Annotated in this window: 16 protein-coding genes; 6 read left to right on the forward strand and 10 right to left on the reverse strand. The window is 72.7% G+C overall.

The window, feature by feature from the left end; all coding sequences use genetic code 11:
- Positions 1-110: 110 nt before the first annotated feature.
- Positions 111-1829 (forward strand): sensor histidine kinase, encoded by a 1719-nt coding sequence (locus J2S42_RS10710; protein WP_307248691.1) that lies wholly within the window; start codon positions 111-113, stop codon positions 1827-1829.
- A gap of 77 nt (positions 1830-1906) precedes the next feature.
- Here the strand turns inward: J2S42_RS10710 and J2S42_RS10715 are convergent, their stop codons facing one another.
- The 3 genes from J2S42_RS10715 to J2S42_RS10725 are packed head-to-tail and all read right to left on the reverse strand — an operon-like array spanning position 1907 to position 4689.
- Complete coding sequence (locus J2S42_RS10715) at positions 1907-3925, reverse strand: ATP-binding protein (protein ID WP_307238101.1); 2019 nt, start codon at positions 3923-3925, stop codon at positions 1907-1909.
- A 9-nt stretch (positions 3926-3934) separates the two neighbouring features.
- Positions 3935-4309, reverse strand: coding sequence for a response regulator transcription factor (locus tag J2S42_RS10720; RefSeq protein ID WP_307238103.1), 375 nt, complete (start codon positions 4307-4309; stop codon positions 3935-3937).
- On the reverse strand, positions 4306-4689 hold the full coding sequence (locus J2S42_RS10725; RefSeq protein ID WP_307238105.1) for a response regulator: 384 nt from the start codon (positions 4687-4689) through the stop codon (positions 4306-4308). The genes J2S42_RS10720 and J2S42_RS10725 overlap by 4 nt, the downstream gene beginning before the upstream one ends.
- Positions 4690-4840: 151 nt before the next feature.
- On the opposite strand from J2S42_RS10725, the gene J2S42_RS10730 reads away from it, so the two are divergent.
- Both J2S42_RS10730 and J2S42_RS10735 read left to right on the forward strand, forming a co-directional pair.
- Positions 4841-5074 carry a hypothetical protein gene (locus J2S42_RS10730; RefSeq protein ID WP_307238107.1) on the forward strand — a complete coding sequence of 78 codons (234 nt, stop codon included), beginning with the start codon at positions 4841-4843 and terminating at the stop codon, positions 5072-5074.
- Between the two features lie 904 nt (positions 5075-5978).
- Entirely contained in the window at positions 5979-6701 is a 723-nt protein-coding gene (locus J2S42_RS10735; RefSeq protein ID WP_307238109.1) for a hypothetical protein, read from the forward strand.
- A gap of 336 nt (positions 6702-7037) precedes the next feature.
- Here J2S42_RS10735 and J2S42_RS10740 read toward each other — a convergent pair whose 3' ends face one another.
- A complete protein-coding gene (locus tag J2S42_RS10740) occupies positions 7038-9965 on the reverse strand; it encodes a glycoside hydrolase family 48 protein (protein ID WP_307238111.1) in 2928 nt (975 codons plus the stop codon).
- An 872-nt stretch (positions 9966-10837) separates the two neighbouring features.
- Here J2S42_RS10740 and J2S42_RS10745 point away from each other — a divergent pair.
- Positions 10838-12256: a GH1 family beta-glucosidase gene (locus J2S42_RS10745; RefSeq protein ID WP_307238113.1), complete on the forward strand. Its 1419-nt coding sequence runs from the start codon at positions 10838-10840 to the stop codon at positions 12254-12256.
- A 93-nt stretch (positions 12257-12349) separates the two neighbouring features.
- On the forward strand, positions 12350-14155 hold the full coding sequence (locus J2S42_RS10750) for a serine/threonine-protein kinase (RefSeq protein WP_307238115.1): 1806 nt from the start codon (positions 12350-12352) through the stop codon (positions 14153-14155).
- Positions 14156-14202: 47 nt separating this feature from the next.
- Here J2S42_RS10750 and J2S42_RS10755 read toward each other — a convergent pair whose 3' ends face one another.
- Together J2S42_RS10755 and J2S42_RS10760 are read right to left on the reverse strand one after the other, a co-directional pair.
- Positions 14203-14610: a RidA family protein gene (locus tag J2S42_RS10755; protein WP_307238117.1), complete on the reverse strand. Its 408-nt coding sequence runs from the start codon at positions 14608-14610 to the stop codon at positions 14203-14205.
- Between the two features lie 9 nt (positions 14611-14619).
- Positions 14620-14994 (reverse strand): winged helix-turn-helix transcriptional regulator, encoded by a 375-nt coding sequence (locus tag J2S42_RS10760; protein WP_307238119.1) that lies wholly within the window; start codon positions 14992-14994, stop codon positions 14620-14622.
- A gap of 49 nt (positions 14995-15043) precedes the next feature.
- On the opposite strand from J2S42_RS10760, the gene J2S42_RS10765 reads away from it, so the two are divergent.
- Positions 15044-15811: a Rossmann-fold NAD(P)-binding domain-containing protein gene (locus J2S42_RS10765; RefSeq protein WP_307238121.1), complete on the forward strand. Its 768-nt coding sequence runs from the start codon at positions 15044-15046 to the stop codon at positions 15809-15811.
- A gap of 68 nt (positions 15812-15879) precedes the next feature.
- Here the strand turns inward: J2S42_RS10765 and J2S42_RS10770 are convergent, their stop codons facing one another.
- From J2S42_RS10770 to J2S42_RS10785, 4 genes are all read right to left on the reverse strand, one after another.
- Entirely contained in the window at positions 15880-16302 is a 423-nt protein-coding gene (locus tag J2S42_RS10770) for a roadblock/LC7 domain-containing protein (protein WP_442320086.1), read from the reverse strand.
- A complete protein-coding gene (locus J2S42_RS10775) occupies positions 16299-19340 on the reverse strand; it encodes a sensor histidine kinase (protein ID WP_307238123.1) in 3042 nt (1013 codons plus the stop codon). The genes J2S42_RS10770 and J2S42_RS10775 overlap by 4 nt, the downstream gene beginning before the upstream one ends.
- A 281-nt stretch (positions 19341-19621) precedes the next feature.
- Positions 19622-20968 carry an FGGY family carbohydrate kinase gene (locus tag J2S42_RS10780; RefSeq protein ID WP_307238125.1) on the reverse strand — a complete coding sequence of 449 codons (1347 nt, stop codon included), beginning with the start codon at positions 20966-20968 and terminating at the stop codon, positions 19622-19624.
- 26 nt (positions 20969-20994) lie between these two features.
- Positions 20995-21579, reverse strand: a complete 585-nt coding sequence (locus J2S42_RS10785; RefSeq protein WP_307238127.1) for an ATP-dependent Clp protease proteolytic subunit — start codon at positions 21577-21579, stop codon at positions 20995-20997.

Here is a 21579-nt window from a genome sequence, read left to right on the forward strand (position 1 = left end):
CCAGATATGCCGCCCTTATGCGGATTTTTCGCGATACTTGGTTCGCACCCGATCGCAACCGCCACCGGCTCATCGCCGCCGGGCGGCCGCCGATTGTGCCCTCCGTGACGATGAGGGACCTGGTGCGCGGACGGACGTGGCGCGGTCCCGCGCTCGCGTCGACCGTCCTGGCCCTGGGCCTGGCGGCGACCGGCGCGGGCGCGCTGGCGCTGCATTCCGCCGAGAACGACCACGCCGCCGCCACCCTCCGCGTGCGGGCCGGCGCGACGCAGGCCGCGGTGACCGCGGCCGTGGCACGATACACCGCGACCGCGCAGGATCTCGCCATGGTCGCCGGCAACACGAGCACCGCGGCCGCCCGCGCGGACGTCGACGCGAGCCTCGCCCGGCTCTCCCGCGGCGCGCTGCCGGGCGCGCACGACGTGCGCCTGATCGCGCCGGACGCGGGCCGCTCCGCGGTGACCGGCCGGACGGTCGACGGCGGTGCGCCCGGCGGTGGCCGCTGGGCCGGCCCGCCGCCGGAGGTCGCGGCCGCGATGGACGTCGCCCACGACTCCGGGCAGATCGCGGTCTCCGCGCCGCACGTGCTCCCGCACGACCGGGCGCTGGCCGAAGCGCGGCAGCAGCTGTCGTTCGTGATCGCCGCGCCGGTGCACTCCGCGGACGGTGGTACGTTTCGCGGCTGGGTGCTGTTCAGCCTGCGCAGCGGCGACTTCCTGGCCGAGGCGCTGAGCTCCGGCACGCACGCCACGGTGACGGCCGCGCTGGCCGACGTGAGCGACCCGGCCCGACCGGTGGACGTCGCGTCCTGGAACGCGGACACCGCACCGGCCGACCCGGAGACCGCGACGTTGCCGGTCGCGTTGGGTCAGCGGCAGCTCATGCTCACCGTACGCCCGGGCACCCCGTTGATCGGCGAGGCGCAGCGGCACCTGGACACGGTCCTGCTGACCGGCGGCGCGCTGCTCACGCTGGCGCTGTCCGTGCTGATCCTGGTGCTGGTCATGGCGCAGGAGCGGGCCGTGACGGCGGCACGCCTGGCGCTCGCCGACCGGCGCGCGGACGCGGACGCGCTGCGCCTGGCGCAGATCGCGCTGCGTGAGCGGGAGGCGGAGCTGGCCGGATTCTCCGCGCTCGCGGCGGACAAGCTGCAGACACCGCTGACCAACGTCGCCAGCTACGCCGACCTGCTCATCGAGGAGGCCGGGCCGCAGCTGGAACCGGCGTCGCTGGGCTTCCTGGACCACATCGGCCGCAGCACGCAGCGCATGTTGCACGTGGTGGACGAACTGCTCGCGTACACGATGGCGAGCGAGGCGCCGCTGCGCCTGGAACCGGTCGACCTGTCGCAGGTCGCGGCCGAGGTGGTGGCCGCGCACGTGGCGGTCTCCGCGACGCTGCCGAGTGTCGACATCGGTCCGCTGCCGGTGGTGACCGCGGACGCGGCGCTGCTCCGGCAGCTGCTCGACCACCTGGTCGGCAACGCGGTGACGTACGTCCGGCACGGCACCGCCGCCCGGGTGACGATCAGCGCGCGGCAGGACGCGAACGGCTGGTGGCGGATCGAGGTCGCGGACCGCGGCATCGGTATCCCCGCGGAGCACCACCACCGGGTGTTCGCGCCGTTCTACCGCACTCCGGCGGCGGAGGGCTACCCGGGCACCGGCCTGGGCCTGGCCACCTGCCGGCGGATCGCCGGTCTGCACGGCGGCCAGGTCGGCGTCGAGTCGAACCCGGGCGGCGGCAGCGTCTTCTGGTTCACCGTCTTCGACGGCGCCAGCGACCACCAGTCCGGCGAGCACCCGGCCTTCCTGGCGCACCGCGCCTGAGCACCGCGATCTTCGCACCCCACCCCCCGGCCCGCGCCGGTCCTCGCCCCGTGGGCGGGGGCCGGCGCGGACCCATGTCAGGCGGGCAGCCGTACCGTGAACGTGCTGCCCTCGTCCTGCGCGGAGACCGCGGTGACCGTGCCGCCGTGGTTGCGCACGATCGCGTGCCCGATCGCCAGCCCCAGACCGGTGCCGGGCACCACCAGGTGACTCGCGTTCGACGCCCGGAAGAAGCGGGTGAACAGCTGATCCTGCTCCGCGGCCGGGATGCCGATGCCGGTGTCCGCGACCACGACCACGACCTCGCCGTCCTCGCGGCGCGCGGTGACCGTGACCGCGCCGCCGGACGGCGTGAACTTGACCGCGTTCGAGACCAGGTTCGCCAGCACCCGGTCGATCTGGTCGCGGTCCACGTGCAGCCGCAGGTCGCCCTCGGTGGTGACGGTGAGCGACACGCCGGCCTTCGCCGCGGCCGGTGCGATCGCCGCGTGCACGTTCCGGACCAGCTCGGCGAGGTCCACCGCGGTACGGCTGGCCCGGAACGTGCCCGCCTCGATCCGGGACAGGATCAGCATGTCCTCGATCAGCCCGCGCAGCCGGGCGGTGTTCCGGGCGATCACGTCCAGCATCCGGGCCTGGCCGGTGTTGATCGGGCCCGGGTCCTCGTCCCGCAGCATCTCGACGTACCCGGCGATGCTGGTCAGCGGCGTGCGCAGCTCGTGCGAGACGGTCGACATGAAGTCCGTCTTCACGTCGTCGATCTCCTTCAACCGGGACACCAGCTCCTGCTCGGTCTCGTACAGCCGCGCCTGGTGCAGACCGTGCCCGAGGTCCGCGACGATCGACTCGGCCATCCGGATCTCGCCCCGGCTCCACGGCGGGCTGTCCCCGGCGACCATCAGCGTGACCACGCCCAGGTTCTCGGTGCCGTTGCCGAAGACGATCGAGAAGACGCCGGACGCGTGCGCGTCCCGGAACCCGCGCCGCTCCGCCTCGGGCACGGACGGTTCCAGGCCGGCCCGCACGTCCTCGACGGCCCAGACCGTGCCCTGCGCCGCGCCGTCGATCAGCCAGCCCGGGTCCGCCTCGGCCAGCCGGTCGCACAGGCCCTCGGCGCCGCGCGTGCACCAGCGCGCCGCACGTCTGCCCGCCCCGCCGGCGAACCGGATGACCACGTGTTCCGCGCCCAGCATCCGGCCGAGCCCGGCGCTCGCCTCGGCCAGCAGGTCGTCCACGCTGAGGTGGGTGCGGACCGCGATGCCCAGCTCACGCGCGGCCGCGCGCATGCGGTTCATCTCCTGCTCGTCGCGCGTGTTCCGCTCGATCTCCCGGGCGAGGAGGTTCACCGCGTCGCTCACCGCGCGCACCTCGGCCGGGCCGTTCCCGGCCGGCACCCTGGCGTTCAGCTTCCCGCCGGTCAGCTCGCCGAGCACGGTGGTGAGCCGATCCAGCGGCCGGGTGATCCGCCGCCGGGTGTACGTGCCACCGGCCACCGCGAGCACCGTGGCCAGCAACGTCACCGTGATCAGCGTGCCCTGCGTGGTGCGGCGCAGCCGTTCCGACCGGGCACCCAGGTACTCGGCGCTGCCCGCCATGGTGTCGTCCAGCGCCTCGCTCTCCATCAGGTACCCGTCGAACAGGTTCTTGCCGTGCTCCGCGTACTCCACGGCCTGGTCGCTGCGCGGCGGGACGAGCCGCTGCTGCGCGGCCAGCGCCCACCACGCCTCCGCCTGGTCCAGCTGAATGGCCACCGAGACCCGCTCGGCCGAGGTCAGGACCATCCCTTCCAATCGTGCGGCGGCGTCCGGGAACTCCTGGACCGCGGTGTCGTACCCGTCCAGGAACCGGCTGTCCGCGGTCAGCAGGTAGCCGCGCAGCGCCCGCTGCGCGTCCGTCATCACCTCGCGCAGCTCGGAGTTCGCCAGCCGCATCGGGATCACGTGTTCGTCCAGCTCGCGCACGGACCGGGTCTGCACCTCGCTGGCCGCGATACCGGCCGCGCCGGAGATCACGATCAGCACCACCAGCGCCGCGAACGTCCTGGTCAGAAGCGCGCCGACGCTCCCGGCCCGGGATCGTCCCGCCCCAGCGGACATGCTCCGGCGTCAGGTCCGGGAGCGGGTCAGCAGCGACTGGATCCGGGAGACCAGCTCGCGCGGGCTGAACGGCTTCGTCACGTAGTCGTCGGCGCCGGCCCCGAACCCGCCCTCGATGTCCTGCTCCTGCACGCGGGCGGTGAGCATGACGATCAGCATGCCCGCGGTGGCCTGGTCGGCGCGCAGCATGCGGCACACGTCGATGCCGGACAGGCCGGGCATGGAGACGTCCAGCACCGCGAGCGCGGGCTGGTTGCGGCGGGCGGCCTCCAGGGCGGACTGCCCGTCCTCGACCGCGATCACGTCGTAACCCACCTGCTCCAGCTTGAACGCGACCAGGTCCCGGATGTCGGCATCGTCATCGGCAATGAGAACGGCGGTCAATTCCCCTCCACCTCCGCACGCGGCAGCGCGAGCCGCCGCATCAGCTCGGCCACGTCGGCCTTCCCGAACGGCTTGGCCAGGACCGCGGCCGTCGGCAGATCGTCCAGGTCGTCGGCGTCCAGCACCGAACAGACCACGATCGGGCACGCCGCGGTGCGCGGGTCGTCGTGCAGCAGCCGGATCACCTCGCGGCCGTCCCGGTCGGGCAGCAGGACGTCGACCACGATCAGGTCCGGCGGGTCCGCGCGCGCGGCCGCGATCCCCTCCTCGGCCGTCCCGTACCCGGACACCTCGCAGCCGTTCCGGCCGAGGTGCCCGCGCAGCAGGTCGAGGAGATCCTCCTCGTCCTCGATCACCACAGCCCGCAGCGCCCCGCCCACACCCGCCATTGTCGCTGACTTAACCCGATATATCCGCTTGGTCCGAAATATCGGCTTGACGGGGTGCAACCGTCGTGCAACCGGGGCGCTCCCACGACGTACCCCCGCGCGGGTTCTCTGGAATGCACTTCCTCCACGAAAGGAGCTCGCCATGGCCGTCCAGCCCGTCCACGTCGAGGCCCTCTTCGCCTCACACCTCCAGCGCTCCCAGCAACCGACCGTCGAACTCATCCGGGACGCGGTCCGCGCCACGGTCGCCCGGCACGGTGAGAATGGCGTCGCCGCACTGGTCGCCCAGGAGTTCGGCGACCACCCGGAAACGTCCGCCGGCCGCATGCGATGGGCCCGCCAGGCCTGCTCCGCCGCCTACGCCACCGCTGCCTAGCTGCGGTTTCTCCTCACACCCCATCGATCGGACCCCCGGCCGGCCCGGCACCGGTCCTGCCGGGTCACCCTCGCGGCGGCGATGGCTATTGTGGTCGGTCTGCGGCTTCTCCCGCAGCCCAAGACCCACTTCACCCCGCGAGGAGGCCGGCCGCGTGGCCGAGGAGCCCAACCCCCGTCCCGACGCGTCCGCCGCCCCACCCCGAGATCAAAATCTTTCAGCGGTACGCCCACCAGCCACTCCGCCCGCGCCCGCACCACCGCCCGCACCCGGCGGCCCGGCGGTGGCCGACCCCTTGCCACCTCACGAACCGGCGGCAGGCGGCCCACCGGCGCGTGGCGAACCACGGTCGCCCGGGGAACCGCCAGCGCCCGGCGAACCGGTAGCGCCTGGAGAACCGGCAGCGCCCGGCGAACCGGTAGCGCCCGGAGAACCGGCAGCGCCCGGAGAACCGGCAGCGCCGGGGGGACCGCGGGTGGCCGACGCCGCGGCGGGCGGCGGTCCCGCGCCCGACTGGGCCGGGTCCACGGTCGAGATTCCCCTGGTCATCGCGGCACTGGCGGCCGCGAACGGCACCGATCCGCTGGAGGAGGCCCGCAAGCATGCCGCGGCCACCGGACGCGGGTTGCCGCCGCACCTGAGCCGGAACGCCGCCGCGAAACCCGGGGAAGGGTCCGGGACTGCGACGATATCGGACGGAACAGCGGAGCCGGCCGGGTCGCCGCCGACCGGTGCCACGAATGCCGGGACGCCCAGGGACGCTCGAATATCGCCGGTGCCGATGGCAGCCGATCCGCGGCGGGCGTCGATATCCGGGCAAAAGGATGTGGATCATCCGAATTCCGCAACGGCCGCCGGGTCGTTGAGTGAGCATGGGGCACCACCACACGACCGGGACACGGACATGGTGACGGGCGCGCACCGCGCCGCGGGCGGGCTGCGCCGGTTCGTCCGCGACTACGCGTGGGTCATCGTCGCGGTCGCGCTGGCCGTGATCGTCGCGCTCTGTTCGCTGCGGTTCACCAGCGGCATCGCGCCGGTCTGGAAGGCCGGCGCTCCGGCCCCTTCCACGTCCCTGGTCGCGGACCTCACGGCGGCCCCGATAGTCGCGCCGATGATCTCGGCCTCGACCGCGCCGCTGACGCCGCCCCCCGACGATGCCGGGTCGCCCTCGCCGGGCGGGTGGCCCGGACCGGACGGGTCGCCCACGCCGGCGCGCGCCTCGGTCACCCAGGCGCCCGCGCCGGCGCACACCACCGCACCGGCCCCGAAACCCCGCACCACCACCGCCGAACTCGGCCCGGTCAGCAACGGTGAACTCAAGGCGACCATCCGCCTGTACTGCTGGCAGGAGTTCGGCGCCGCCGAGGTGCGGCCGCACCTCGGCGGCTGGGAGTGCCGCGGCCCCGGCTTCCAGCGCCCGGTCGACATGGACGCCATGTGCACCTGGCGCAACGGCCCGACCGCGCGGGCCCACGTCACCGACCCCACCGACGCCTACTCCTGGCGCTGCGACCGGCGTCATGATCTCGCCGAGCACCTCTCTCCCGTCACGCTGCTCCACGCGCAGCCGCGCAACCCGCCCCCATCGTCGTTCCCACCACCGCTCGCGACCCACGCTCGATAGTGGATCAGGTGTCGCACATCGTCGTTCTCAGCGCCGCGAGCCAACGACGCCCGCACGAGATCCACCTGGCGCGACCGGCTGCGGCCGCTTCGTGGCGAGATCTCGGGCGTGCGACTCGCGACGGGCGGCGCGGGGATGGAACCGGGCGAGCGGCACCGTGGTGCCGCCCGCCCGGGAGAGGGGGGTGGTGGGCCGGGAACCGGCGTTGGCCTGGACGGCACCCGGCCCACCACGGGCGGCCTGATCGTGGGAATCAGGCCGTGCGGCGCCGGCGTGCGGGCGACGGCGCCGCTCTATGTGGCCCGGGCCTTCGTGGGAAAGGCCCGGGCACGTGGATCAGCCGAGCAGCCGGTCGTAGTCCGCCAGCGCGAGCGCGATGTCGACCTGCGCCCAGAACCGGTGGTAGGTGAAGACCGGCGCCGGGCCGCCGTTCAGGTACGCCTCGACCTTGGGGAAGTCGGGGTCGTCCCGGTAGAAGGAGCGGATGTCCAGGAACGACTTGCCGGGGGCGACCTGGTCGCCGTTCGGCATGGTGCCGCTGTAGCCGGACGGGACGAACAGGCCCTCGCCGGTCGACGCGTTGTAGACGTCGTCGAAGCGGTTGTAGTCGGCCCGCGTCTCCGGCACCGCGATGCCCTTGTCGTCCTTGTGCGTCAGCAGCGCGTCGAGCAGCGCCTTCGCCGTGGTCTGCGCCTGGGTGTTGCCGGACTTCGCGCCGTAGTAGACGAGGGTCCGGGCGTAGGCGCCGACCACGCCGACATCCTGCGTGTAGTCGACGACGGTGACATGCAGGCCGCTGTTGTTGACGCTGGTGGTGCCGGCCTGCCAGTTGCCGCCGGGCTGGCCGGACCAGCGCAGCGTGGACGGGACCTGGTAGGTGGTGCCGTTGACGGTGGTGTTGGCGAGCGCCCAGGCGACCCACTTGTCCAGCACGGCCTTGGCGCGGGCGTCACCGGACTCGTGGTAGTACTCGGCGACGCGCTCCATGCTCCACGCCTGGAAGCCGAACCACTGGTTGGACGGCGGGTCGTGGTAGACCGGCTTCTCGTCGTAGACCATGCCGTAGAACGTGGGCACACCGGCCGGGCGGGCGCTGTAGTTGCCCTTCCAGCTGTTGGTCGCGCCACCGGCGATGGCCCCCTCGGCCGACTGCAGCCAGGTGTAGAAGTCGATCTGCCGGGTGAGCGAGGTGGCCCAGTCGTTCTTGGCGGACGCGGACTTCGGGGTCAGCTCCGGGACCGTGGACAGCACCCAGGCCGCGAACGGGTTCTGGTAGCCGCCGTGGTTGTGGCTGGAGCCGATCCGCCAGGACCAGTTGCCGTTGTTCGAGCCGTAGGAGCCGCCCCACGCGTAGTACCAGGAGAGCAGGTACGCGGCGCTGTCCTTGCCGGTGCCGGCCGGGCAGGCGGTGGAGGCGCAGCCGGGCTGCTTGAAGTACTTGTCGTACATCGCGTAGCGCAGGTAGTCGCCCATCTTCGCGGCGTTCGCGATGGTGGCCGAGATCTGCGACTCGTTGCCCTGCTCCTTGGCCCACTTCAGCGCCCAGTAGGCGGCCTGGACCGCGCGGGCGTCCGCGTCCGGCGCGTTGGTGTAGCGCCACTGCTGCGCGTACGACGAGTCACCGATGAAGATCGGCAGGAAGCCGCCGTTGCCGGTGCGCCCGAAGTTGAACGTCTCGCAGCTCGGGTGCGGCACGGTCTCGAAGACGGATTCCTGCGGACCGCGCTGGTACGTGTTGATGTACGCCGGCCGGCTGGTGCCGTTGCCGCAGTTGCCGAAGCCGTAGACGTTGTCCACGTCGATCAGCCAGTGCATGCCGTACACGCTGGTGGTGCCGTAGGAGGCCTGCAGCTCCGCCGCGAGCGGGTCCGCGCCCACCTTCACCGACGAGTCGATCTTGCCGCCGACGCCCGGGTACTGGCTGGGCAGGTCGGCCTCGGGCGCGTAGTCCGCCGGGTCGGACGCGTTGTAGTTGCTCTGCGTCTCCTTCGGGATGATGTACTGCTCCATCACCCGCCAGGCGTTGTTGAACGGCGTCCAGTTCTCGGTGACGCGGCCGTACTGCGCCTCCAGGAACAGCCAGTAGGAGAACGCCTCGGACGTGGTCTCGTGACCGTGGTCCGGCGCCTCGACCAGCAGCGTCTCGACGGAGTGGTACGGCACGCCCTCGGGGCTGAAGTACCCGTTCGCCGGCGTCTTGATCTTGTTGTAGAGCTCCAGGAACTCCTCGCCGTACGCGCCGCCCGGCGTACCGCCGCCGTCGTTGTCGGTCTCGGTGACCGTGGTGACGGACGACGTGTATCCGGTGGCGGACGCGGTGACCGTGGCGGTCCCGTTCGCGGTGTCCGCGTCCTCGGCCGCGTTGATCGGCACGTTGACGCCGGTGCTCCAGTTGGACGCGGTGATCGTCGCGGTGGAGGCGCCGAGCGTGATGTCCGCGTCGCCGGTCTTCGCGAGCGAGACCGCGACCGAACCGGACGCCGGCGCCGCGCTCAGCTTCACGTTCAGCGCGGAGCTCGCGCCCTCCGCGACCTGCAGCGTGGCCGGCGTGACGATGCTGGTGGCGGACGTGCCGGTGACGGTGAACGCGTGCTCGTCCGTACCGGTCAGCCCGGCGTTGTCGTACGCCCGGGCCTGCACGGTGTAGCTGCCCGCGGGCAGTCCGGTGGTGGCGTAGCTGTACGGCGCCGTGGTGTCCGTGTTGATCAGCAGGCCGTTGCGGTAGAACTCGACCTTGGCGATCGATCCGTCCGAGTCCGCGGCGGTGGCGGCGAGGTTGACGTTCGCCGGCGCGGTGAACGTGGCACCGTCGGCCGGGCTGGTGAGCGAGACGGTCGGCGCGGCGTTCGCTGCACCGGCACAGGTGGTGCCGTTGAGCGTGAACGAGGCCGGCTTCGCGTTGGTCCCGCTGTAGCTGCCGTTGAAGCCGAGCGTGACGGACGCACCGGTGGCCAGGCTGCCGTTCCAGGCCTCGTTCGTCGCGGTCACGTTCTGCCCGCTCTGGCTGTACTTCGCGGACCAGCCGTTCGTGACCTGCTGGTTGCCCGGGAACGTCCAGCCGAGGTTCCAGCTGCTGACCGGGTCGCCGAGGTTCTTGAGCGTCACGCTCGCGGTGAAGCCGTTGTTCCAGTCGTTGGTGGTGTAGACGACGTCACAGGCGGTCGCGGCGTAGGCCATGCCGGCCGGCACGGTCACCATTCCGCCTGCGACCAGCACGCCGGCGGCGATCGTCGCCAACCGTCTCCTGCTGGGCCGAATTCTCATCTGCTGATGTCTCCTCGCGGACCGGGCGTCATGCGTCCGCACGGGTGGAGCCGCGCGCGCAAATCGGACATGCCGACGCCGAGAAAGGTGGGGATGCGCACTGGGCGGCCGCACCGGAGACAGCTCCGGGGCCCTCGGCGACCCGTCAAGCGTGGGGTTCTGTGGCTCCCGTCACGCGATGCCCGCAAGTCTCGCATGGGAGCGCTCCCGGGGCAACCCATAGATGTCGGTACGCAGTCTCATGGGTCCTGAGCTGGGAATTCGCGCCACGAACCGGCCGACCGAATGTTTCGCGCTCATTTTGGGGCTTTCACAAAGGCGTGACGCGGACTACAGTCCAATCAACGTCGATGGGAGCGCTTCCATCGACAACCATTGAGAGTGCTACACCGGCACCGGTCGTAGCAGTCGCCCAACCGTAAGGCTGGCGGCGGGCCAGCCCGGACTCCGCCACCAGCCGACCCATCGACCCGGTCGAAAGGGGGTGGGAACCACCAGCCACTCGCGTGGCCCGGCTCCCGCGCGACACGCACTCGAGGAGGCCATTCCGACAGTGCGTGCGTACTTCGAACCCGCAGAGGTGCAATGCCTGTGAGGTTCAGTGGGGACGGGGGTTGCCCTCCCCGTCCCCACACTAATACTCAGGCGCATCCATAGGCGCCCCGTGTCACAAAGATTTCACGGGCCAAGGCAGCGACGCCGCCGTACGGGCGGTCCCTTCCCGAAGTCGCGCCCTCTCGCCCCGTCACCCGCCCCAGCGGTGAGACTGATCATCATCCGACCTGTTCATACCCATCCGCCACGGTCTGCGATAGCCTCGGGAGCGCTCCCACGCACGGTGGATGGGGCACCTCCCAGAGGGGATCACCAGCATGTCCGTACCGACCCGGCAGGCCTCGCCGGCCGCGCCTCCACCCGCCTCCGTGCTCCCGGCCGTGCCGGTCGAGCCGAGCCCGGACCCGGAGGCGCACCTCGGCCTGCGATTCCCGGAGGGTTTCGGCTGGGGTGCCGCGACGTCCGCGTACCAGATCGAGGGCGCGGCACGCGAGGACGGCCGCGGGCCGTCCGTATGGGACACGTTCGCGTACACGCCCGGCCGCGTCGCCAACGGCGACACCGGGGACACCGCCGCGGACCACTACCGCCGGTACGCCGAGGATCTCGACCTGATCCGGGACCTGGGGCTCCGGTCGTACCGTTTCTCGATCTCCTGGCCACGCGTGCAGCCGGACGGCCGCGGTGCGATCAACCAGCGCGGGCTCGACTTCTACCGCCGGCTCGTGGACGGCCTGCTCGAGCGCGGCATCAGCCCGATGGCCACGCTGTTCCACTGGGACACCCCGCAGGCGCTGCAGGACGACGCCGGCTGGGCGAACCGGGACACCGCGTACCGCTTCGCGGACTACGCCACCGCGGTCTTCGAGGCGCTGGGCGAGTCCGTGCCGGTCTGGCTGACCATCAACGAGCCGAAGACCGTGGTGCAGAACGGCTACATCACCGGCCACCACGCGCCCGGCATCCGGGACGAGCCGACCGCTTACCTGGTCGGGCACCACCTGGCGCTCGCGCACGGCCTCGGCGTGCAGGCGCTGCGCGCGACCGGATCGGCGTCCCGGATCGGCGGCGCGCTGAACCTCCACCCGTGCTACGCCGCGGACGACAGCCCGGCGACGTCGGACGCGGTCCGGCTCTACGACGGGTACGAGAACCGGTTCTACCTCGACCCGATGTTCAAGGGTCACTACCCCGAGGACGTGCTGGCCGACCAGGGGCCCGGCTCTCCGCTGGTCCGCGGTATCCGGGACGGCGACCTGGAGATCATCAAGCAGCCGATCGACATCCTCGCGGTCCAGTACTACACGCCGATCTACGTGACCACGGACGGCGGCACCGTGCAGAAGTGGCCGACCACCCAGGCCGCCTGGCAGCAGGTCTACCCGCCCGGCATGTACGACATCCTCACCCGGGTGACCCGCGACTACGCGCCGCCGTCGATCACGGTCACGGAGAACGGCCTGCCCTGCGCGGACGAGGTCGGCGTGGACGGCTCGGTCGACGACGCGGGCCGGATCAGCTTCCTGCGTGACCACCTCGCCGAGGCGCACCGCGCGATCGCGGACGGTGCACCGCTGGAGAGCTACCACGTGTGGTCGCTGATGGACAACTTCGAGTGGGAGGTCGGTTACGACCAGCGGTGGGGGCTGATCTACGTCGACTACCCCACCCAGCGCCGCATCCTGAAGCGCAGCGCCGCCTGGTACCGCCGCGTAATCTCCGACAATTCCCTCTAAAACCATTCCGGGGGTACGCCGTGCGCGGCGTACCCCCTTATTTTGTCCTTTGATCGTTTGTCGAGGTTGCGTGCGGGACGGACACTTGGCCTCATGCCCGAGCCCGCCGCCGGAACCCGCCTCAACGGCCGATACGTGCTCGACGGCCGGATCGGCCTCGGCGGCATGTCCGAGGTCTGGCGTGCCGCCGACGAGACGCTCGGCCGCGCGGTCGCCATCAAGATCCTGTCCGGCGCCGCCGCCGAGGACCAGCTGCTCCGCGCCGCGATCCGCCGCGAGGCCCGCGCCGCCGCCCGGATGACTCACCCGCACGCCATGCACGTCTACGACTACGGTGAGTACGCGTTCGACGACGTCGTCCTGCCGTACATCGTGATGGAACTGGTCGAGGGCGCCACGCTCGCGGACCGTCTGGTCAGCGGCCCGCCACTCCCCTGGCGTGCCGCCGCCCGGATGGCCGCGGAGATCTCCGCCGCGCTCGCGGACGCCCACCGCCTCGGGGTGGTGCACCGCGACATCAAACCGGCCAACGTCATGCTCACCCCGACCGGCGCGGCCAAGGTGCTGGACTTCGGCATCGCCACGCTCGTCGCCGGTGACACGCCGCACTCGTCCGGCTCCTTCACCGGCCAGCGGATCGGCGGCACCGAGATCCTGGACGGGTGGCTGGCCGGCACACCGCCCTACGCCGCGCCCGAGCTGCTGCTGCGCGGCGAGGCCGGGCCACCGGCGGACGTGTACGCGGTCGGCGCGACGCTCTACGCCGCACTGACCGGCGAACCGCCGCTGGCGATCACGTCGTGGGAGGAGGCCGCCTCCGTACACCGCTCCGGCGTCGCCGCACCGGCCCCGCTGCCGCCCGGCGTGCCGGAAGCGCTGGCCAACGCGGCGCTGGCCTGCCTGTCCCGCGACCCGGAGACGCGGCCGCCGGCCGCGTCCATCGCCAGGATCTTCGGGCGGTACGCCGCGGGCACGATCCCCGGGGCCGCCGGTGCGGGGTCACCGGGCGCGGGTCTCAGCGGGCCGGCTTCCGCGCCGCCGTCGGCCGCGGTGTCGCCCGGTCCGGGAGTCAGCGGGCCGCCGATCTCACCGGCCGCGGGCTTCGGCGGGGCGACGCCCGTGTCCCCGGCCGCGGCATCGTCCGGCTCGGGCCTCGGCGGGCCGACGACCGTGTCGCCGGGCACGAGCTACGTCGAGGCGGCTCCCGTGTCGCCGGCCGCGGCATCGTCCGGCTCAAGCTTCGGCGGGGCGACACCCGTGTCGCCGGCCGCGTTCCGCGGCTCGCCCGCCGGGCGTTTCGCGCCCGGTGCCGCTTCGGTCCCGGCGCCGGTGACCGCGCACGACGTGCCGTTTCCCGCGCGTGCCGCGGCCGGCGGCCGGTCCTGGTCCGGTCGCCTGCGCGGCAAGCGTGGTGTCGGGGTGCTCGCGAGCGGCCTGATCATCGGCGGTGTCGGCCTGGTCGCCCTGGCCACGGTGCTTCTCGGCCCCGGCGGCGACCGCGATCCCGCCGTCTCCGCGCCCGGCCGCGGCACCGCACCCGCGGCGGCCCCGCAGAACCCGGCCGGCACACCGTCCGCGAGCGGCACTCCGTCGCGTTCCCCGTCCCCGTCCCCGTCCGGCGACGCGGCGGACGAGGACTCCGTCGAGGCCGGCACCGTCCTCAACCGCCTCGACGCCGCGCTGGCGCAAGGGCTGGTCAGCCGGGACATCAGCGCACGCGCCGGGAGCCGTCTCTTCGACGATCTGCGCGATCTGCGCCGCGACATCGACGACCCGGAGAAGCTCTCCGACGGCGCCGCCGACCTCCAGGAACGCCTGGAACGCCTGGCCGACGACGGCGACATGACCCCGGACACCGCCTCCAACATGATCGAGATCGTTGACGACCTGGTGGTCTGACCTCGGCCGGCCGGCCGGTATCGCCCGCTGCACCGGGTGACGCGACGTCACTCGGTGCCGAGGCGGGCCGCCGGCAGCTCCGCGACCGCCTCGATCTCGATCAGCAGGTCCGGGTGGATCAGCGCGGACACCTCGACCAGCGAGCTGGCCGGCGGGTTGGTCACGTCCACGAACAGGTCGCGGGCCGCGCGCACCTCCGCCACCGCGGACACGTCGCGGACGAAGTAGGTGAGCTTCACCAGGTCCGCGAACGACGCACCGGCCGCCTCCAGCACGATTCCCAGGTTCCGGAAGGTCTGCTCCGCCTGGGCTCGCATATCTCCCACGCCGACCACCGCACCGCCCTCGTCGAACGGCACCTGCCCGGACACGAACAGCAGCCCGCCGGCCCGCATGGCGTGGCTGTATCCCGGCGGAGTGGCGAGCGCAGGCGAGTTGACCGCTTCAGGCGACATGAGCGGATCCTACGGGCCTGCGGCGAACTCCCGGCGAGCAGCGTCGATCTCCGCGGCGTGCCGTTCGGCCCACTCCCCGACCGCGACGACCAGCGGCAGCAGGGACCGTCCGAGCCCGGTCAGCGCGTACTCCACCCGGCCGGTCCGCTCGTTGACGGGGTGCCGCCTGACCAGGCCGTCGCGGACCAGACCCCGGAGGGTACGGGTGAGGATACGCCGGCTGAGCCCGTCGATCGCGCGGTCCAGCTCGTTGTAGCCGTAGCTCCGCGCGGCGAGCAGTCCCAGCACCAGCAGGCTCCACTTGTCGCCGGTACGCCGCAGTACGTCCGTCGCCGCGCACGAGTCGCGGGCCGCCGCGCTCACCGGCGTGCCGAGTGGATACATCGATGTTCCCTCTTTCGCGTAGGACGGGTGCGGACATAGAAACGATCACATGCGTACCATTGTGGTCACCGGAGGCACGCACGGCATCGGCCGAGGGCTGGTCGAGCACTACCGGGCGGGTGGCGACCGGGTCATCGCGATCGGAAGCACCGCCGTACCCGGTGCCGATACGATTCGTGCCGATCTTTCCGAGCCGACCGCGGTCCGTGGGCTCGCCGCCGCGCTGCCCAGCACCGTTGACGTGCTGGTCATGTCCGCGTTCCGCTATTCGCCGGTGCGGGCCGAGACCGCGGACGGGCTGGAGTACACGTTCGCGCTGTACGTTCTGAGCCGGTTCCTACTGGTGGAGGCGTTGCTGCCGGCGTTGGAGCGGGCGGAGCGGCCGGTCGTCGTAAGCCTCTGCGGAACGGGGTCGGGCCGCCGCCCGAAGTGGGACGACCTCCAGTCGCGTCGTGGGCGCTATCGCGCGCTCGCCGCGACGTTGCGCGGTGCCTACGCCAACGACCTGCTGGGTACGGCGTTCCCGCTGGAGCACCCGGACGCCCGTACTCGATATGTGCTCTACAACCCGCTGATGGTGGACACCGGGCTCTCGCGCGGCTTCCGGGGGCCGATGCGAGTGCTGATCGACATCGCGTCCCGGTTCGCCACCCCGGTCCCGCGCGCGCTCCCGCCGATCATCCGCCTGATCGACGAGCCGCCGGACGCGCCGGTGAGCACGTTCCGCGCCGGGCGGCCGGTGCGCGTCCCGGCCGGTGCCGGCGATCCGGCGTCCGCGCGGCGCCTCACCGCCGTGCTGCGAGCACTGGCACCGTGACGTCACCGCCGTGCCGGGGCACCGGCACCGCCGGCGGCATCTCGTATGCCGCCGGCGAAAGCGGGTCGTCAGTAGGGCAGCGAGCCCTGGAGCTCGGCGCGCAGGGCCGGCGTGAGCATCTCGCCGGTCTGCTTGGCCAGGCGGGCCATCTCGTAGCCGACGACGCCGATGTCGGCGTCCCGGACCGCGAGCGTGGCCAGGATGGAGCCGTCCCGGATGCTCATCACGAGCAGGAAGCCGCGGCCCATCTCGACCACGGTCTGCTTGACGATGTCACCGTCGAACATGGTGGCCGCGCCCTGGGTGATGCTGTACAGGCCGGACGTGACCGCGGCGAGCTTGTCCGCGTGGTCGCGGGGCAAGCCGTCGGACACGGCGAGGAGCAGGCCGTCGGAGGAGACCACGATCGCGTGGGCGACACCGGGGACCCGCTGGGCGAACGCGTCGACCAGCCAGCTCAGGTCGCGCGCCTCCTGGCTCAGCACGGTCATTGCCTGTCTCCCTCCCACCGGATCGCCGCGTGCGACCCGGTGTTTTCCGTTGTTTCCTCGGTCTCAGCGGCGCGGATGCCACTGTAGAACCTGCTGAGCGTCGTTCCGGTCGCCTCCGGGTCCAGCTCCGCGACCTTACGCTCGGGCGCGCGGCCGGCCGGCGCCGGACCGCCCTGGCCGTCGGGGAGCTGAGCCATCGGGACCCGCATGGGAAGACCGGCGGAGTTCGTGCCGCCGGTGACCGGCGCCGCGGGCGCCGCCGGGGTGCGGTCGAGCGCGGTCGTGCCGCCGGTCGGTTTGCCGGCGCCGGACCGGTTCCACCAGGTGCCGCCGCCGGACGCGCCGCTGGCCGCACCGAGCACGTCCTCCGCGCGGATCGGCCGGGCCGGGCGCGCGGCCGGTGCGGCGGAGACGGGCGCCGCGGCCACCGGGTACTCGCCGCTGTTCTCGGCCGCGCGCCGGCCGCTGAACGCGTCGTACGCGGACGGCATCGCGAACGCACCCGAGTCGGACGGCCCGCCGGAGCCGTACACCGGGTAGCCGCCGGACTCCTCCGGCGCCCCGGAGGGCAGCGCGGCGGGCGCGAACGTCGAGCCGGCGGGAAGCTCCGGCCGCGACGTGACCCCCGGCACCGCGCTGGCGGAGCCGTAGACCGCACCGGTCCGGACCGCCTCGGTCGGCGCCGGTCCCGGCGGCGTCGGCACGGCCGAGATGACCCCGCCGGTACGCTGCTTCGGCACCAGCGGCAGCGGTCCGGTCCCGGTCGAGTCGAAGAACGTGGCGATCTCCGGTCGCGGCTGCCCACCGGCCGGCCGTGGCGACGGCCGGACCGTGCGCGGCGCCGGTGGCTGGTTCAGCCGCAGGTCGACCGGGGGCCGAGGAGGCAGCTGGGCCGCCGCCGGGGACCGGTAACCGGTGGTGGACGGCACCGCGGACACCGGCATCACGGTCCCGGTCATCACGCCGGCCGGCTCGAAGCCGGTCGGCACCAGTTCCCGCGAGCCGGAGCCGGGCAGGACCGGCGGCACGCTCCCGTACACGGCGGGCAGCGCGGGTGCGGCACCGGACGCGGGCAGCGCCATCGGCGCGCTCGGCTGCAGCGCCGGCATCTGCGTCGACGGACCGCGCAGCGCGTCGTCCCGGGGTGCCTCGGTGAGCACGGACGGCGGGATCCACACGGTGGCGATCACACCCCGCTCGCCGGAGCGCAGGCTGACCCGGATGCCGTGCCGGGCCGCGAGGTGGCTGACCACGAAGAGGCCCATCCGCTCGGACGCGGCGACGTCGACCGCGGGCGGCTCGGCCAGCAGCTGGTTGAGTTCCTGGACGGTGCCGGGCGTCATGCCGAGGCCGTCGTCGACGACCTCCAGCACCACGGTGCCGTCCGCGGCGAGCCGGCCGGAGAGGCGCACGACCGTACTGGGCGGGCTGAACGCGGCCGCGTTGTCCAGCAGCTCGGCCAGCAGGTGCACGACGTCCGCGACCGCGTGGCCCATCACGTGCACGCCGTCCGGCGCGTCGTGGCGTACCCGGGTGTAGTCCTCGATCTCAGCGGTGGAGGCGAGCACGACCGCGGAGAGCGCGACCGGGTCCCGCCACCGGCGCGCGTTGTCCGAGCCGGCCAGGACCAGCAGGTTCTCGTCGTTGCGACGCATGCGGGCGGCCAGGTGGTCCAGCTTGAACAGGTTGGTCAGCTGGTCCGGGTCGCTCTCCTCGCGCTCCAGCTCGTCGAGCAGTTCGAGCTGACGCTCGACCAGCACCTGGCTGCGGCGGGCGAGGTTGACGAACATCGCGTTGACGTTGCGGCGCATGGACGCCTGTTCGCGGGCGACGTCGACGGCGGAGCGGTGGACGTCGACGAACGCCCGGGCCACCTCGCCGATCTCGTCCCGGCCGCGGATCTGCGAATCACCGACCGAGATGTCCGGAATACCACGTTGGACCGATCGAAGCCGCTCCAGCGTCTCGGGCAGCTCGGTCTGCGCGACCTTGAGCGCCTGCTCGCGGAGGCGCTTCAGCGGCCGGACGATGGACGTGCCGATCGCCAGCGACGCGGTGACCGCGGCAAGCAGGATGATCAGGATCGCGGCCGCGCTGATCACGGTGCTGCGGATCTGCGCGCTGGAGGCGTCGTCGACCGAGTCCACACCGTCGCGGACGACCTGCGACTGGACGCCGGCCAGCACGGCCTGGCGCCGTTCGCTGGTGTCCCACCACTCGTCCGCGGCCGGGAACTTGCCGCTGGAGTTCAGCGTGATCGACTCCAGCCGGGTGAGGTCCTGCGTGGCCTCGTCGCGGGTGGTTGCCTCGTACGCGCTGATCTGCGCCGGCGCGGCCACGCTGCGGAACTCGCGGACCGCGTCGACCAGCGCGCTGCGCAGCGCGCTGTACTGGTCGAGGTCTCCGTCCGCGTACCCCGGGGCGACCTTGTCCGCGGGTTTCGCGGCCCGGAAGACGATGGCGCGCTGCCGGGCCAGAATCTCGGTGATCTCCGCCATCTCGACCTGGCGCTGCAACGCGAGCGCGAGCTCGGGCCGGTCGGAACCGGCGGTCGGCGCGCCGAGCAGGCCGATCAGCGTGGTGATCGCGCGGGTGTAGGAGTCGTCCAGCGTCTTGATCGAGCCGGGGAAGTCGACCAGCACGTTCGCCATGTCGTCCGCGAGTGTGACGCGCAGCCGGCCGATCGACTCGAGCGCGCTGATCGAGTCCGTGTACGCCGCCTGCCAGGCCACCGTGCCGTTGACGTCGTCGCCGGCCGTGCGCAGCGCGGTCACCGAGGCGTCGGTGGCGGCGTAGTACTCCGCCATCGCGTTCTGCACCAGCGACGGGCGGCGGAACACGGCGGACAGGTCCTTCTGCGGGTTGACCTCGCCGATCGTCCGGTCCCGCTCGGCCTGCAGATCGTGGATCACCTCGACGATCTGCGGGGCCAGCCGGGCCTCGCGCGCGAATTGGGCCAGGTCGAGGCTCCGGCGCACGGAGTCGGTGACCTGTACGGCGGCGACCAGCATGAACGCCACCGACGGAATGACGAGCACTGCGACGATCTTCGTGCGGATCGGCCAGTCCTCGACGCGCAGTCGCGACCCACCTGAGCGGGAACCGCGGCGGCGCCGGTCTGAAGGGGACGCCGATCGACGCGACGGACCCGTGGCAGAAGCCACCACACCTCCTGAGGTCCTCCGGTGCGCGGGGGGTGAACACCGAAGATGATCACATCCAAGCAGGTGACAGCGGGAATCCCAATACGCGTGCTCGGACGTTTATCTGCGACCGTCAGTGTGGCCGACGCCGCCGTGGCGGAGTCGCCGATGGCCCATCATCCGTTCGGGTGATCCCCGAGCATGATCAGCGCGGCACCGACCGCACCCACCTCCGGGTTGTCGACCGCCTCCACGTGCCGCGGCGCGAGCGCGGTGGCGAACGCGCGCCGCCACCACGCCGAGGCCGCGACCGCGCCGCCGCCGAGCCGCACATCCACGGTACGGCCGACAGTGGACTCGAGAACGACCAGGTCATCGGCGATCTGCGCGCACACGCCGTCCATCAGTCCGGCCAGGATCTGCGGCCCGGTGGTGGTCAGCCCGAGCCCGCCGAGCCGGCCCTCGCCGGGCGGCGTCATGCCCGGCGGACGGTCGCCACCGAACCGCGGATCGGCCCAGACACCGACCTGACCAGGGACGATCTCGTCGAGCGCGGCCTCCAGCGCATCCCCCTCCGGCAGCAGCAACGCACGCTGCGCCCAGGCGAACAGGTTGCCGCCGCCGGAGTAGGCCCGGCCGGTCACCACACGCGTGTGGTCCAGCCGGTAGCGCCACAGCTGGGACGGCAGCGGCGACAGCACCGCACCCGCCTCCACCCGCTGCGCGATCCGGACGGCCGCGGACGTACCCACGGTGATCGCGGCGCGGGACGCGTCACCGGCGCCGGAGCCGACATTGGACGCAGCGCCGTCGCCGTACGGCGCGGCCCACTCCGCGTCCGCGAGCGCGGGCCAGCGGCCGGCGTACTCCGCGCGCAGCCGGCCCCGCCAGCCCGGCCCGGCCAGCCGCGGCAGCGCGGACTCGCGCACACCGGCCAGCGACAGCGCCTCCGCGTCCCAGGTCTGCGCGGCCAGGTCGAGTACGCCGGCGCCGGACGCCTGGGAGACCGAGATCGGGCCCTCGCCGAGCAGCGCGGACCACACGTACTCGCCGAGACCGCTGAACGCGGCCGGTGCGGTGCCGGACCGCTCGCGCAGCCATGGGATGCGCACGGTCCAGTAGAGCGGGTGCCACCACGCGCCGGTCCGGTGGTGGAACGCGGCCTCGTCGTCCGGCCCGGCCGCCTGCCCGTGCGCGCGCGGCCGGGTGTCGAGCCAGGTCAGAACCGGTCCGAGCGGCTTGCCCGCGGCGTCCAGCGGCAGGATCGAGTGCCACATCGCGCTGGCCGCGACGTGCGCGACACCGTCCAGCCGGCCGGCCGCGTGCAGCTCGTCGACGCACTCGATCAGCGCGCCGAGGTACGCCTGGGCGTCGAGCGTGGCGGCACCGTCGTCGTCCACCGTGGGGGAGAACTTCCGGCGGGCGAGCGCGCCCGGCACCGGTACCGCGTCAGGGTCCAGCACCAGCGCACGCACCGAGGACGTGCCGAGGTCGAAGGCGAGGATGTTTCCGAGAGCGCTCATCGCCCGACACCGTACCCAGAATGCGCTCAGGGTTTGCCGATGATCTCGTGCAGCAGTCCGTAGTCGCGGGCCTGCTCCGCGGTCAGCATGCGCCCGGCGCCCAGATCGTCCTCGATCCGGTGCCGGGTCTGGCCGGTCGCCTCGGCCAGCCGGACCGCGAGTTCCTCCAGCTCACGGAGGTATTGCCCGGCGGCCGCGGTGACCTGCTCGGTGGTGCCGGAGGTGGCGGACGCGTGCGGCTCGGACAGCTTGAACCGTGCATGCCGGTAGCCGAGCCGGCGCTGCGCCGCGGCCAGCAGCGCGAGCGCGGCGCCGCCCGCCTCGGACGTGACCACCACGTGCACCGGCGAGCGCATCGCGTCCATCGCGTCGACCACCGCGAACGCGGCGGCGAGCTCACCGTCCGGGCAGGCCAGGTGGATCTGGACCGGCGCGTCACCGGCAGCGTCGAGGCTGAACAGCGCGGCCGCGGCCGGCGACGCCACCGGCAGCGTGAGCCGCCCGCGGAGCATCACGATCCGCTGGTCGAAGAGCCGCTCCTCGAGCCAGGGGCTCAGACCGTGATGCGGGTACGGCTCGGGCTCGGGCTGCCACCGGCGCGGATCGCTCAT

It is taken from the genome of Catenuloplanes indicus, assembly GCF_030813715.1.
GTDB classification, from domain to species: Bacteria; Actinomycetota; Actinomycetes; order Mycobacteriales; family Micromonosporaceae; genus Catenuloplanes; species Catenuloplanes indicus.